Origin of the sequence: Pseudoalteromonas sp. HF66 (genome assembly GCF_011806445.1) — a bacterium.
GTDB lineage: Bacteria > Pseudomonadota > Gammaproteobacteria > Enterobacterales > Alteromonadaceae > Pseudoalteromonas > Pseudoalteromonas apostichopi.
In genome coordinates this window covers 1-14,268 of record NZ_JAATOU010000034.1, presented here as the reverse complement: position 1 = coordinate 14,268, position 14,268 = coordinate 1, and the positions used below count along the sequence as shown (strand labels likewise).

The window sequence follows — 14,268 nt, the reverse complement described above, 5'->3', positions numbered from 1 at the left end:
GCCTAGAGCCTAGAGCCTCTGGCAGAGGGAGACTCAGCACCAAACACCTCCACAAAGCGGCTGAAAGCTGATAGCTCGGTGTCACTCACACTGCTGTATTTCTCTCACATCGCCGCGGCCATCGCTTAGGTAGCATTGTTCTAGCAACGAGCAGTAGCAGATCTCGGTTTTAATGCTATTACGCTGCTTGTTTACTTTGTCCCATTGAGTTTCATTAAATCCCGTTCGCTTGAAACGAAAAAGTTTAAGTTCGCTGCCAGATGCCAGCAACCGGTTATCACTGGCACTCGTCATAATCCAGCCAAATGCTTCGAAAATATTTATGTCGGGAGAATCTTCTTGCAGAGTTTGTAGCTGTGTTTCATATGCTTGTGTATCAAAACAGCATGCAGAAATTACTTTATAGATATCTAAATATGATTGGTCGTTATAGTGATACTTCACGTACTTTACTATCGCAGGTCCTGATCCTGAATTAGTGAGTTCAAAGGTGATTTCAGGTAGGTTTTTTTCTTCATCAAAATTCCCCGTTATCACTTCAAGCCAAGGCCATGTGGCGGCTTTTACTTGTCGTTCTGCAGCGTTGGCTTGCAAGTAAGTAGCATAAAAGGAGGCTGCGGAGATAATAATGGCACAGAGTGCGAGAAATAGGTTTAGTCGCTCGTTGGTAAACCATGCCTTATGCTGGTTGCTAGCAGGTTGAGTTTTTTGCTGGGTGGTCTTTGTTTGCTCTTCAACGTTAGAGTCTTGATCTGTTTTCACTGTTGAACAGCTTACGTCCTGTTGCTGATTATCCATAATTATTGATTGTTGTTTTTATAGACTAATAAAGATACAACTTTAATTGGATAGATAAAAGAGACAGGGAGTAAAACTCCCTGATTTGGTATTAACTATTTGAGATAAACACCGTGAGCTTTTCACCTACTCTTAAATTATCTCTTGAAAGGTTATTCCATTGTTTGAGTTTAGTGATGCTGACTTTGTATTGCTTTGCAATCTTCCAAAGGCTGTCGCCAGATTTCACCTTATACTCGATTTGCTGATCCGCTAATTGCGGCAATATCAGCTTTTGACCAATACGAATGGTGTTTGTTTTTAGGTTATTGAAGGTTTTCAGTTGGCTAACTGTTACTTTATAGTTCTTTGCAATCACACTTAAGCTATCACCGCGTTTAACTGTGTAATGTTGCCACTGGCTATAATCATTGCTCTTTTGATTAGCTAATAGAGTTTGATAACTTGCTTTCTGATCTTTGGGGACCACAATATGTGGCGCATCAATCACCGCTGGGTATCGGATAACACCATGGTTTAGCTCTTCAAGCTCTTGCCACTTCGCTTTATCTGCTAAGATCACTGCACCAGTCACTGGTAAGGTTGCAATAGCTTGCTCATTCTTAATCGCAGGGAATACCATTCTTTGGTGTTTTAATAATTGTGCTGCGGCCAGTAACTTAGGTACGTACTGTTTGGTTTGTGATGGTAGTTTTAAACTAAAGAAGTCCGTCGACTTACCTTGTTTTTTATTACGAGCAATTGCCTGTAATACTCGCCCTTCACCAATATTGTAGGCAGCAATAGCGTGATACCAATCGCCATCAAAGCGTTTATAAAGGTATTCCATAAAATCCAAAGCTGCACGGGTGCTGTCGACCACATCTTGGCGACCATCATACCAAGGGGTAATTTTTACTTTGAAGTATTTGGCGATTGAGGGGGTGAGTTGCCATAAACCCGATGCATGTTTGTGTGAATAGGCACTGGCATCAAAATCGCTCTCTATAAGCGGCATTAGAGCGAGTTCTATTGGTAAGTCACGGTTTTCTACTTCTGTGACGATATGATACAAATACGGCGCTGCACGGCGGCTTATTTCTTCCATGTAATTAGGATGAGTAAGGTACCAAGCAATGCGCTTTTGTACATCTGGGTGACTTGAATCGCTAAACTGCAGTTGAATGCGAATACGTTGCCATACGTCATCAAGCTCACTTGGTTTGAGCGGTGTCACCGCGTCTACTTGTTTTGTTTTAGCTTCTGCAACCACAGTACCAGGATTGGCTTTGATGGTGGGCTTCTTTTCGGGAAGAGACTCAGGGGCAGTCTGACAGCCTGTTACAATGAGAGAAACAACAACAAGGCCTAAAAATCGATTTAAAAACACGTATTAAAATACTCCGTTAACTTAGGTGCGGGTAAACTAAAGCGCCTAAGCTTAACATAGGGTGAGCTAAAAATGACCATTAGATTAACAGCTCGCTAACTTACTCACCCAATTGAAATTAAAACGAAATACTAACTTGTAACCCAGCATAACCATGGTTTTGTGCTTCCCAATAGCGGCTGTCTATTTCTCTGGCTCTGGCATAGATCTCTATTCTGAATGGCTTTGAGTCCACGCCCATACCCACACCAACATAGCCATCAATATTATTGTGATCGTCATCATAGCGGTCGCTGTAGTCGTGGTCCTCGCGGTCGTCGTATACAGCAAGTTCAATTAAATCTAAGCCCACTTCGCCATAGACAAAAAAGTCGCTGAAATAACCAAATTTGATGCCGCTATCTAAGGTTAGAAATGTCTCCCGATCACCTTTTTTAGTAAATACTTCTGCTGAGCCTAGTGCCGTTGTAAATGCTGCGCCGAAATTGCTGTAGTTATTTTTAGCCATAAATTCGATGCCGGCTGAGGTGATTGAATCAGTACTATTATGCTCTGACTTAACAAACAGGTTCATATTAGGGCTGTCATAAATACCAGCAAAGCTTTTTGTAGGAATAAAGGCAAGTGATGAGAGTAGTGCTAAGGCGAGGTACTTCATAGGGCGTGTTGTCCTTTTATGATTAATTTTGCAGCAGTGTGTTTGGTATTTAGGCAAGGCAGAGCCTATGTAGTGTGGTTGTTCCACATAAATAGGCGATAACGCAGCATTAATGCCAAACACGCGCTGCCCTTCGGGTTCTTCCTAGGGGCGATTAACTCTTTGTTACTCGATTTTTACTTAGCCCACTAGGTTACAAATCTCGCGCCGCGATTAAATCGCCCCTAGAGTGAACAAATTTCAATCAACAAAGGTCAACACGCCCTAGAATCCATTAAACGTTAATGGGTACATGATACCAAACAGCGCCTTAGCAAATTGTAAGTAAGTGTTCTAACTATGTAAGCTAACCGAACACGCAGCGAAAGCAGGCTCCTTGCTGGCGTTTGATGTATACCAGATCGCCGCCATGATTGAGCATGATCTGGCGCGATAAACTTAAGCCTATTCCTGAGCCTTGTTGCTTGGTAGTAAAAAATGGCACGAAAATCATCTCGATCACATGATCGCTGATACCTGTACCATTGTCGCTGACCTCTAAATACAGTTGCTGATTAGCATTTTGTGCAATATTTACCTCTATGCATTTAGTTGTCTCTGGATTATTTAATTGTTTAAGTACATCAAGGGCATTTTTAAGCAGGTTTATTATCACTTGCTCAACTTGGCCTCTATCTATCATTACTAACTGTTGGCTTTGCACCGATAAATTCAAAGTAATATTAAGTTGCTTAGCTTGTTGTGAGTGCAGAGCGACAACTTGCTTGGCAAGATCTGCCAGAATATGTGGCTGTAAGTGTGGGGCGGGTAAGCTACTAACCTTTTTAAATTGCGCTATAAACTCGCTTAAATGCTCGGTTCGTGATGCGAGTGTTGTTAGGGCGAGTTGCAAGTCTTGTTTATCTTCCTGATCATCAAAACTAAGCTCATTTGGCAGCAGTGCCGTACAAGTTTGTGCTAACGAAGAGAGTGGCGTAATCGAATTAGCAATTTCATGAGTCAGTACTTTGGTGAGGCGCTTATAAGCTTGTTGCTCTTTTAATTGCAGCTGATCATGAATAGATTGCAAACTGATCACTTTACGAACTTTACCTTGGATTTCGGCAATACTGATCTGCACAGATAACGTATCGTGCTGCTCGCCATTTTGCCATGGCACGGTATTACGGCTATTTTGTTTAGCGTCTTGAACTAGGTTTGCTATTACACCTAGATCATCAATGTGCTTTACTGCTTGCCCAAGTAAACGACTGACCGCCGGATTGCTTTCAATAATAGTGCCTTGTTCATCACACACTAATACCGCTAGATCGATATGAATTAATAGCGCTTGTAAGAACTGGGCTTGTTGCTCTGCATTAAAACGTGCAGCCTGAATTTGTTGTTTAACCTGCTCAAATTGCTGCTGCATAGGGTGTTGGTCACCAAAGCCTAATGTGCTGTCTCCATTCGCTAAAGCGCGAAAAACCATATCTGCACGCCTTGTTTGGCGTTTAAATAAATTAAAAATTTGCGCGGCACATACCAAATTTAAAATAACTAAAAGTGCCGAAATAGCAGAAAACCCGCTTTGCTGTACTTGCCAAAACAAAGCAATTGAGAAACCAATTAGTGCAGCTAATAGGCCAGCTAAGCTAATGAAATTTCGCATAGATTAAAGTCCATATTTTTCTAAACGACGATACATGGCTCCGCGTGTCAGGCCGAGTGCTTTTGCTGCGTGACTAACGTTGCCTTGAAAATGCTTTAAAGCTGCACGAACGGTTCTCTGTTCGATGATTTCAAGATCAAAAGTGTCGTAGTCAGCAGCGTTTGTAGAGAGTTCATTTGTGCTTACACTGGTACTTGGTGAGCTTATCACTGAGCTTATATCGAGCTCTGAACCTTCTGAGAGGATGACTGCACGCTCAATTGCATGGGCAAGTTCACGGACATTGCCTGGCCAATGATACTGACTTAAACGTGTCATATCAGATGCCGTAATTGATAACTCTCGTTTGTATTTATGTGCAAAGTGTTGCAAGTAGTAGTTACACAGTAATGGAATGTCTTCACTGCGCTCACGCAGAGCTGGCAAATGGATCTCTACCGTATTAACACGGTACAGTAAGTCTTGCCTAAACTTGCCTTCAGTCACTGCTTGTTCGAGGTTTTCATTCGTTGCACAGATCAAACGAATATCAATATCGAGGACTTTTGAGCCACCAACCGGTGTTATTTGCCTGTTTTGTAGTGCCGCAAGTAGTTTAACTTGTTGGTTAAGCGGTAAATTACCTAGCTCGTCTAAAAATAAACTACCACCATGGGCCAGCTCAAATCGGCCAATGCGATCTTCTTTCGCGCCAGTAAACGCCCCTTTTTTATGGCCAAATAGTTCGCTTTCAAACAGGCTTTCGGCTAGTGAGCCCATGTCTAGGCTTATGAAGGGTTGGCTTTGGCGCTGGCTTGCATTGTGGATTGCATGTGCGGTGAGTTCTTTACCTGTGCCACTTTCGCCACTAATCAATATGTTGGCATCTGTGTTGGCTGCTTTGTCGATAACCGAAAAAACCTGCTGCATGGCATCACTTTGGCCTAAAAACTCAAATGGTTGATTGCCGATTGACTGCTGCAAGGCCTGCTTTTGTTTTGTGAGCTTACCAACTTGCTGTTTGTCTTTAGCGTGTGAAAATGCCGCTGCAACAGCACCAAGTAATTGCTCATTTTGCCAAGGTTTGGCAATAAAGTCAGAGGCACCAGCTTTAATTGCTTCGACAGCTAGCTGAATATCGCTGTAGGCCGTCATAAGCAGTACCGCAATGTTAGCGTCTTGGCTCATGATTTTTTTTAGCCAGTAGAATCCTTCTTTGCCACTAATTGAGTCTTGCGTGAAGTTCATATCGAGTAACACAACATCAATAGCCTGATCCGCCTCATGCTGTGCGTTAATAATACCTTCAATATCAAAGGGGTTATCTGTGGTTTTTACAACCTGATAATGCTGCTTTAAAAGTAATCGTGCGGCGATAAGTACGTCGGGGTTATCATCGACGATAAGAATTGATCCTGCTTGTTTCATAGCTATTTATTATTATTCCTTTATGGGAACACTAAGACTAATTGAAAATAGTAAGAGTGTCCATTTATGGACGATATATGGGTTTTGAAGTGTTCTATAAGCGGACACTTGATTATATACATGCTTGTTGATTTTTGTATAAGTTATTGTAATTTAATAAAAATAAAAGTTGGCACAAGAGTTGTTTTATCTATAGGTAATTAGCACCTAGATAACTTAAAGGCGTCAACATGGATAAGAAAATTACACGCTCAAATAACAAAGCATTTTTTAAGAAATCAGTAATTGCAGCTGCGTGCTTAGCTGTTGCGGCTGCAGCTTATGGTTTCACGCAAACTGAGCAAACAGGTCGAAGCCAGCAAGTAACCGCGACAAGCTTAACGATTAGCACAGTACAACAAGGTGAATTTGTTGATGCTTTAAGTCTTCGTGGTCAGGTTATGCCTCGCACTACCATTTATCTCGACACCATTGCCGGAGGCCAAGTTGAAGAGCGACTTGTTGAGCAGGGGGAGTTTGTTAAAAAAGGCCAACCACTTGTGCGTTTAAGCAATACTAACTTGCAGCTTGATGTAATGAGCCGTGAAGCACAGGTGACTGAGCAGCTTAACTTTTTACGTAACACGCAAATGAATATGGAAACCAGCCGTTTGAACTTACGCCGTGATTTGCTTGAAATCGATCTTAAAATCACACATTTATCGCGCCGCTTAAAACAGACTCAGCCGCTAGTGAAAACGGGTGTGTTGGCACAAGAGCAATTATCTGAAATTCAAGAAGATTTAGCGTATTACAAAGCTCGTAAAGAACTAACTCTTGAGCGTCAAAAGCAAGAAAACAGCATTCGTGAAGTTCAGGTAGCTCAGTTAAAAGATAGCGCCGACATGCTAGAGAAAAACCTACAGTTTGCGCGAAAGAACCTTGAAAACTTACTCGTAACAGCACCAGCAGACGGTTATTTAAGTGAGCTTGATGTTGAAATTGGTGAATCAAAAGGCCGTGGTGCTCGCCTAGGGCAGATTGATATTCCTAATGAATACAAACTAGTTGTGCGACTAGATGAGTTTTACCTAAGCCAAGTTCAAGCAGGTATGCAAGTGCTTATTGAACATGAACAAGGCGAAATTGCGGCAACAGTTAGCAAAATTGATAGCCGTGTTCAGCAATCACAGTTTCAGGTTGAAGTCGATTTACCAAACGGCACGAGCAACATAAAACGCGGACAAAGTCTTGATGTGCAGTTGATGCTAGGTGATAGCAAAGGCACTGCTTTATTACTTGAACGCGGCGCATTTTTTACCAGCTCAGGAGGTAACTGGGTTTATGTCATGGATAAAGATGGCAATCGTGCAGTACGAAAAGACATTCATCTTGGCAAAAAGAATCAAAACTATTATGAAGTGTTAAGTGGCCTAAGCGCCGGAGATCGCGTGATCACCTCTAGCTACAGCAACTTTGATAAAGCCCAACAACTACAATTTTAAGGATAAAACAATGATTAAATTAACTAACTTATCACGCGTATTCCGTACTCAAGATGTTGAAACAACAGCGCTTAACAATATTAACTTACATGTAAACGAAGGCGAATTTCTTGCCATTATGGGGCCATCTGGCTGTGGTAAATCAACATTACTCTCTATTTTAGGTATGTTGGATTCGCCATCAGCAGGCAGTTTTGAGTTTTTAGGCGAAGACATCGCAGGGTTTGGTGAAAAGCAATTAGCAACACTTAGAAAAGCGTCGATTGGTTTTGTTTTTCAAAGCTTTAACTTAATTGATGAATTAACAATATTTGAAAACGTTGAGCTGCCATTACAGTATCAAAATATCTCAAAAAGTGAGCGGAAACAGCGAGTAGACGCAATCTTAAAACGTGTCGCAATCGACCATAGAGCAGATCACTTACCGCAGCAGCTATCGGGTGGTCAGCAGCAACGTGTAGCAGTAGCCAGAGCTCTCGTGATTAATCCAAAACTAATCTTAGCGGATGAGCCTACGGGTAACCTTGATTCAAAAAATGGTGATGAAGTCATGGCGATGCTACGTGAGCTAAATCGCGAAGGTACCACGGTAATTGTGGTTACTCACTCAGAAAAAGAAGGCAATTATGCTGACCGTTTAGTGCGCTTACTTGATGGCCAAGTGATGGTTGATAAGGCTAACCGTGTTCAACAAACAGCAGAGGTGGCATAACATGATTTTAAGTTATTTGATCACCGCGCTGCGTGCGTTTAAAAACCAAAAACAGCACTTTATTTTAAATGTTCTGGGTTTAAGTGTGGGCTTAGCTGCGGCAATTCTAGTTGCTTTGTTTGCAAAAAATGAGCTTTCGTACGATAGCCAACAGCCTCATGCTGAGCGTGTTTATCGCGTTGGCCAAGACTTCTCAAAACTTGGTTTAGCTGTGGTGCCTATTTTTAATTATGTGCAGTCAAAGCAGGCCGAAGATTACAGCCAAGTTGAAGAAGTATTCGGATTAACTATGGTCGAGCTGACCCGTGAAGCTATGGTTGATGTGAGTTATCGCAACCAAGGCTATAAGTTAAATGCTTTATATGGTGCTTCAGCAAATATTGAAAACTTTATTGCTCTAGAAACGCTTGCAGGTGACTTAACAACAGCAATGAGTACACCAGACAGCCTTGCTTTAAGTGAATCAGAAGCACTGCGCATTTTTGGTCGCACCGATGTGATTGGTGAAACACTAACACATGAACAAGGACAGTACACAGTGCGTGCCGTGTTTGCAGACTTAACAGATAACACTCACTTTGCTTTTAAAAACCTTGTTTATGTTAAGCATGATCCAAGCAAAATAGACATCAACAGTAGTTATGTTTATATGCGTGTAGCTGAGGGCACCGATACCGATGCATTAGCTAAAACCTTAACAGAGCGCTTTTTTAGCGGTTCGATGCTGGAACAAGTTAGTTTAGAGCTGCATCCATTACTTGATTTGCACTTAACGGCTAAATCACCATTTGAGATGAAAGCGGGTGGCGCTAAACAAGTGGTCATGATCTGTGTTGGTTTAAGTGTGTTACTTATTCTTATTGCAGGTTTTAACTTCATTAATATGACCGTCGCTCAATCGACTAAACGTGCAAAAGAAGTGGGTGTGCGTAAAGCGCTTGGCGCAAGTAAAGGCCAGTTAGTAACGCAGTTTTTATCTGAATCTGTGTTGGTATCAATGCTTTCAATGGTGATTGCATGTGCTTTAGTGGAGCTATTTTTACCAAGCTTTAATCAACTAGTAGACCGCGAATTGGTCGTGAATTATGCCTCTGAATTTGGCATTGCCATTATTTTGGTCGCAATTGCTGTGGGCATATTAGCTGGGCTTTATCCTGCATTCTTTATTTCGTCATTCAGTGCAAAACGCGTTTTAAGTGGTGACTTACAGCGTGGTAATACTGCAATATGGGTTCGTAAGAGCTTACTAACCTTGCAGGCTTCACTAGCAATAGGTTTAATCATTGCCTCTATTACCTTGTTAAAGCAATTAACTTACTTACAAAGCTTACCTTTAGGCTATGAAACAACACAAAGATTGGTTATTTCGGAGCTTCCTGTAGGCGAAGTATTCACAAAAGAAAAAAATGCCTTAGTTAACCGTATTAGTGCGATTCAAGGCGTACAGCAAACAACAGTCATTGATACCCGTTTAACCGTTTCAATCAATAATACACTTATGCCAACGTGGCCAAATGGTGAAGCGTCTGGCAGCTTAACGCCTGTTGTAGGCGCAAGCTACGATGTTGTAAAAACACTAGGATTAAAACTGGTTGCTGGTCGTGACTTTAGTCGTGAATTTGCTGGTGATTGGGCAAGCCGTGAAAATGGGGTAACAAGTACGGGTACCATTGTGACTGAATCTGTCGCAAGGCAAGCAGGTTACACTAACATGAGTGACATTATCGGTAAGGTAATTAAAGACTCAGGTCGCGGCGTAGATATGCGTGTTGTGGGTGTGGTTGAAGATGTAAAAGTAGGTAATGCTAAAGATGCCAACTCAAATATTATGTTCTTATGTGGCTTTAACTTCTTATCACCAGTATCAGAGTTAATCTTAACCATTGATCAGCAAAACTTGCCTTATATTAAAGCTGAGATCGCTGAAGTATTAGCAAGCACAGCCAATATTTATGAGCCGAAAATTAATTTACTCGCAGACAACTACAAAACGTTGTTAAAAGGTGATGAGCGAATTTCGAATGTAGTTTTAATCTTTACCGCTCTTGCTGTGTTCTTAACTTGCTTAGGTACCTTTGGTTTGGCTTCGTTTGCAACAGTGCGTCGTCAAAAAGAAGTGGCAGTTCGAAAAGTGCTAGGTGCATCTCGCATCAGTATCGTAAATATCATTGCTAAAGAGTTCTTAGTGCTGGTGGGCGTGAGTATTGCTATTGCTTACCCGGTTACTTACTTCTTAGTAGGAGATTGGTTAGCAAACTTTAACGACCGCATTGAACAAGCTGTGTGGGTGTATGGCGCTGCGGCTGTGGTCGTTGCGGTTATCACGTGGGCAACGGTGGCAAGCCTAGCATTTAAAGCGGCCAGCACCCGTCCATCATTAATCCTTCGTTATGAGTAACACACAACTCATGATCCATTCCAAGCCTAGCAATACAGCTGGGCTTTTTTACACCTTTAAATGGCCACCAAGTCCAGCAAATTCTTTATGCAGAAAAACGTCATATACAGTTAGCTAAAAATGAGCGGCAGACGAATTAACCTGTTTTTTAAACTGCTCTTTGTAACGACGTGATAAGTTAAGTATTTTTCCCGTTGTAAGTTTCACTTCACTATCACCACTTGGCAATGGCGTGATTGATTCAATCACATCGAGTCTAATAGCATGAGAACGGTGAATACGGCAAAAACCTTGCGGTTCTAACCGAGATATAAGATGGGTCATGGTTGTACGTAGCGGATAAATACGTGAGCCAATATGTAGATTTACGTAATTGCCGCTAGATTCAAGCCAGTCAATTTGATCTGTACATATGATGAATTCTTTGCCTAGTTTTTTAACCAGTAATCGGTCGAAATTCAGATCCTGTTGGGCGTTTTCTTCATGATTGATTGGCTTGGCTTCGCCGGTTAATTGGCTAACAATGTATTGATACGTTTTAATAATCACAATTAAAGATAAAAACCCCCATAAGTCTTTACGGTATTCATAAAGTAACTCAAACCACAGCAACCCGAAGTCATACTGCATGTCTTGAATTGTGTAAATGAACTCACGGATAGCGACCATGATCCCTACGTGTAATAAGGAAAAAATAATGCTTGCGAATAAATAAGTGAGCAATGAGCGAGTGATCTTTTGCCAATTAAAGGGTTGGGTTTGCAATAACCAAACTAAAGCAGGAAATAATAATAAGGTGCCGATAGCGCTTGAATATTCCCAGACAAAGGGCTCCCAAAGCAAAAATGACAGTTCACCATCGCGTTGGGCTTCCATGATATCTGAGCTGGCATTAATAGTGTTATTTATAAAAATATAACTAAATAAAAATAATGTCGCATACCAAGTTCGGTTACGCTGAAAATGCATTAAGGTGATCATTATTATTGTTACTCTTTGAAGACCGTAATTAGACTAACAAGATAGTGATAAATCACCAAACATACTATCCCTGATATCCACCGTTTATCCCTACTGATTGTTTTATCGACCTTTTCTGATAGCTTAACGTTATGTGTTGTTCATAGTTGTTATTAACTTGTCGTAACCATAATCAATCATGAAACTTAAAATAATAATTAAAAACACAACACGCACGTTATTACAGCCATGGCAAAATGCGTTTAATCAAGCCGTTGAGTTACCACCGCGTCGTTATGATTTAGATTGGCTAAGAGTACTTGCCTTTGGCTTATTAATTTTTTACCACACAGGTATGTTATACACTCAAAATTGGGGCTTTCACTTTAAAAGTCAGTATTTATCCAGCAATATAGAAAACATCATGCTCTTATTGTCGCCTTGGCGGATGGGGTTAATCTGGTTTATCTCAGGTGCTGCACTGAGGTTCATAATTGCGCGCGCTAGCTTAGGTGGTTTTTTAATATCACGCAGTGTCAGAATATTACTGCCATTATTAATTGGAGTTTGGTTTATTGTGCCAGTTCAGCTATATGCGCAAATGAGCCAAGAGACCGGTTTAGCGATAAGTTACTGGCAGTTTTACTTGCAGTTTTTTGATTTGACAAACCCTCTATTTGAATATTATCAAGCAGGTATTTGGCCTCATGTTGATGTAAACCATCTTTGGTACTTACGCTCGTTATGGCAATTTACCTTATTGCTCGTGTTTGCTCTGCCACTGCTTCATCACCATTATGTTCAAACAGTGATTACACGTCTATGTGAACAGTCGTTATTAATTATTTTTATCATATTGCTATTGCCGCTTTGTATTTTAAAGTTGAGCTGGCCGAGCGATACATTTCGATACCCCATGGGTGCTTTATTTTTACTTTATGGTTACTTACTTGCGTGGCACTCAGTATTTTATAGTCGGCTACTTCTTCATTGGAGGGCATTATGCGTGGTATTTATTGTAGGTTACCTGATTGTAGTGGCGGGCTATAACATGATTTGGCAAAACTCAGCTGCCAGTCAGTGGCAAATTACGGGCATGGATATGTTGTATACCGCGCAACGATTAGTTGGTGTGTTAATGATGCTGGCACTAGCACAACGTTTTTTAAATCACGATCACCCTAAATTGGCTTTATTGAACTCAGCGGTATTTCCTTTTTATCTCTTACATCAAAGTGTGATTATTGGCCTTGCCTTTTATTTATCGAAGCTGCAATTAGGTGGTTTCATGGAGTCACTACTTATACTAAGTCTCACTTTTATTCTTTGTTGGCTAGTGTTTATAGGTGCGCGTCGCGTCGATTTATTAAGTCCATTTTTAGGGATTAAAGTCACAGGTAAATATAAAGCATGGCAAGTAAAAGTTGGTTTTGGTTGTGGACTAATCCTAGTAAGCCCATTGATTATCAGGTTAATTTAGCATTAAAAATATAACTTAAAATATTTTATAAATGGTTGGTTTTAGGTGGTATGTGCTACAAAACTCGTTTAGATTAAAAGGCTACTATGTGGTTATAACTACAACCTCAGCAAAGCAAACTAATTCTAGGGATGATTAATGCGTTTTTTCTTACTATTTTTATTTTTTTGGAGTCTGTCTAGCGCAGCTTTTGCTGAAAATATACCTTCTACAAGGCCTATCAATGAAGCGGCAGTAATAGATAAAGCAAAAAATAGTAATGACTTGGTCTACCAGCAAATATTTAGCATGCAAAGTCAGCTTGCTCGGTTGGATGAGGGACTAGAAGTACAAAAGTCACTGGGTAATGATGTAAAGCTCCTTGAAAACACTCAGCAAGAGTTAAAAACTCAGTTAGCCAGTTTACAAACAAAACTCGAAACGCAAGAAAAGCTGCAAACTAATCAATTGAATGGGTTTAATGGGCGGATTTCTGACATAGCAAGTAATACAAATTTGTGGGGAATGGCATTTACCCTATTTGGTTTGATTATCACGGTTGCTGCAATCGCACTCGGTTTTAGTGCAAAAAACAGAGCGGTATACGAAGCCAAGCAGGCTGCTAATACAGCCTCAGAAAGTCATATGGAAAAGTGGTTATTAGATAATAAAGATAAATTAATTGTAGATACTAAAATTGAACTTAAAAATGTGAGTCTTCAGTTAAAAGAGCGAGCTGAGAAATTAGAAATAGAGGCAAGGGATGCACTGGAAAAAATCAAGCAAGAACAGCAACTAGCTTGGGATGCTCTCTTAGAAGAAAACAAAGATGTTGTTACCTCGAAAAGAAATAAAGAAGACAATACAACGATCAAACATAATAAACCGAGAGTATATCAAACAGCTCTAGAATGGTTTAAAGCGGGTTTAAAGGCGTTTTCAAGTAATGAATATGACGAAGCACTCAATGCTTGGAACAAGGTTTTAGGGTTAGTTGACAGTGAAAAAGAGTCTAAGCTGTATGCCATTACAATGGTTAACCAAGGTGTTACTTATGGGAGGCTAGGCAAGGCTGATGAGGAGCTCAACAGCTACGCAACCTTGATTGAGCAGTTCAAAGACTCATCGAATGAAGAAATTCAAATTCCAGTGGCTAACGCGATGTGTAACCAAAGCGTTGCCTATCGTCAGCAGGGCAAGCTTGAGGATGCAATCAGCAGCTACTCAACCTTGATTGAGCAGTTCAAAGACTCATCGAATGAAGAGATTAAAATTCGAGTAGCTCAAGCGATGTTTAACCAAGGCGTTACCTATGGTCAGCAAGGCAAGCCTGATGAGGAGCTCAACAGCTACGCAACCTTGATTGATCAAT

General features: G+C 40.8%; 11 protein-coding genes. 5 read left to right on the top strand and 6 right to left on the bottom strand.

Features of this window, described 5'->3' with window-relative positions; translation table 11 throughout:
- Positions 1–81 precede the first annotated feature (81 nt).
- The 5 genes from HCZ11_RS19280 to HCZ11_RS19260 form a co-directional block, all read right to left on the bottom strand.
- Positions 82–762: a hypothetical protein gene (locus HCZ11_RS19280; protein WP_217702841.1), complete on the bottom strand. Its 681-nt coding sequence runs from the start codon at positions 760–762 to the stop codon at positions 82–84.
- 127 nt (positions 763–889) lie between these two features.
- Positions 890–2,167, bottom strand: coding sequence for a LysM peptidoglycan-binding domain-containing protein (locus tag HCZ11_RS19275; protein WP_167659229.1), 1,278 nt, complete (start codon positions 2,165–2,167; stop codon positions 890–892).
- 118 nt (positions 2,168–2,285) lie between these two features.
- Positions 2,286–2,825, bottom strand: coding sequence for a hypothetical protein (locus HCZ11_RS19270; protein ID WP_167659228.1), 540 nt, complete (start codon positions 2,823–2,825; stop codon positions 2,286–2,288).
- 346 nt (positions 2,826–3,171) lie between these two features.
- A complete protein-coding gene (locus HCZ11_RS19265) occupies positions 3,172–4,476 on the bottom strand; it encodes a PAS domain-containing sensor histidine kinase (protein ID WP_167659227.1) in 1,305 nt (434 codons plus the stop codon).
- Positions 4,477–4,479: 3 nt separating this feature from the next.
- Positions 4,480–5,883 (bottom strand): sigma-54 dependent transcriptional regulator, encoded by a 1,404-nt coding sequence (locus tag HCZ11_RS19260; RefSeq protein WP_130050144.1) that lies wholly within the window; start codon positions 5,881–5,883, stop codon positions 4,480–4,482.
- 230 nt (positions 5,884–6,113) lie between these two features.
- Between HCZ11_RS19260 and HCZ11_RS19255 the strand changes: the two genes are divergently transcribed.
- From HCZ11_RS19255 to HCZ11_RS19245, 3 genes are read left to right on the top strand one after another with little or no spacing between them, the layout of a single operon-like run.
- Entirely contained in the window at positions 6,114–7,367 is a 1,254-nt protein-coding gene (locus HCZ11_RS19255) for an efflux RND transporter periplasmic adaptor subunit (RefSeq protein ID WP_167659226.1), read from the top strand.
- A gap of 10 nt (positions 7,368–7,377) precedes the next feature.
- The gene (locus HCZ11_RS19250; RefSeq protein ID WP_167659225.1) at positions 7,378–8,079 is read left to right on the top strand and encodes an ABC transporter ATP-binding protein; all 702 of its coding nucleotides are present in this window, start codon (positions 7,378–7,380) and stop codon (positions 8,077–8,079) included.
- 1 nt (position 8,080) lies between these two features.
- Positions 8,081–10,477: an ABC transporter permease gene (locus HCZ11_RS19245; RefSeq protein ID WP_167659224.1), complete on the top strand. Its 2,397-nt coding sequence runs from the start codon at positions 8,081–8,083 to the stop codon at positions 10,475–10,477.
- Positions 10,478–10,591: 114 nt separating this feature from the next.
- On the opposite strand, the gene HCZ11_RS19240 is transcribed toward HCZ11_RS19245, so the two are convergent.
- Positions 10,592–11,455, bottom strand: a complete 864-nt coding sequence (locus tag HCZ11_RS19240; protein WP_130052221.1) for a LytTR family DNA-binding domain-containing protein — start codon at positions 11,453–11,455, stop codon at positions 10,592–10,594.
- A gap of 181 nt (positions 11,456–11,636) precedes the next feature.
- Between HCZ11_RS19240 and HCZ11_RS19235 the strand changes: the two genes are divergently transcribed.
- The gene (locus HCZ11_RS19235) at positions 11,637–12,917 is read left to right on the top strand and encodes an acyltransferase (RefSeq protein ID WP_167659223.1); all 1,281 of its coding nucleotides are present in this window, start codon (positions 11,637–11,639) and stop codon (positions 12,915–12,917) included.
- A 138-nt stretch (positions 12,918–13,055) separates the two neighbouring features.
- On the top strand, positions 13,056–14,268 hold a 1,213-nt coding region (locus HCZ11_RS19230; protein WP_167659222.1), incomplete at its 3' end, for a tol-pal system YbgF family protein.

Excerpts from the sequence above, each read along its gene's own strand:
- HCZ11_RS19270 (WP_167659228.1), bottom strand. The coding sequence starts at position 2,825 with ATGAAGTACCTCGCCTTAGCACTACTCTCATCACTTGCCTTTATTCCT.
- HCZ11_RS19235 (WP_167659223.1), top strand. The coding sequence starts at position 11,637 with ATGAAACTTAAAATAATAATTAAAAACACAACACGCACGTTATTACAG.
- HCZ11_RS19245 (WP_167659224.1), top strand. The coding sequence starts at position 8,081 with ATGATTTTAAGTTATTTGATCACCGCGCTGCGTGCGTTTAAAAACCAA.
- HCZ11_RS19260 (WP_130050144.1), bottom strand. The coding sequence starts at position 5,883 with ATGAAACAAGCAGGATCAATTCTTATCGTCGATGATAACCCCGACGTA.
- HCZ11_RS19255 (WP_167659226.1), top strand. The coding sequence starts at position 6,114 with ATGGATAAGAAAATTACACGCTCAAATAACAAAGCATTTTTTAAGAAA.
- HCZ11_RS19265 (WP_167659227.1), bottom strand. The coding sequence starts at position 4,476 with ATGCGAAATTTCATTAGCTTAGCTGGCCTATTAGCTGCACTAATTGGT.
- HCZ11_RS19250 (WP_167659225.1), top strand. The coding sequence starts at position 7,378 with ATGATTAAATTAACTAACTTATCACGCGTATTCCGTACTCAAGATGTT.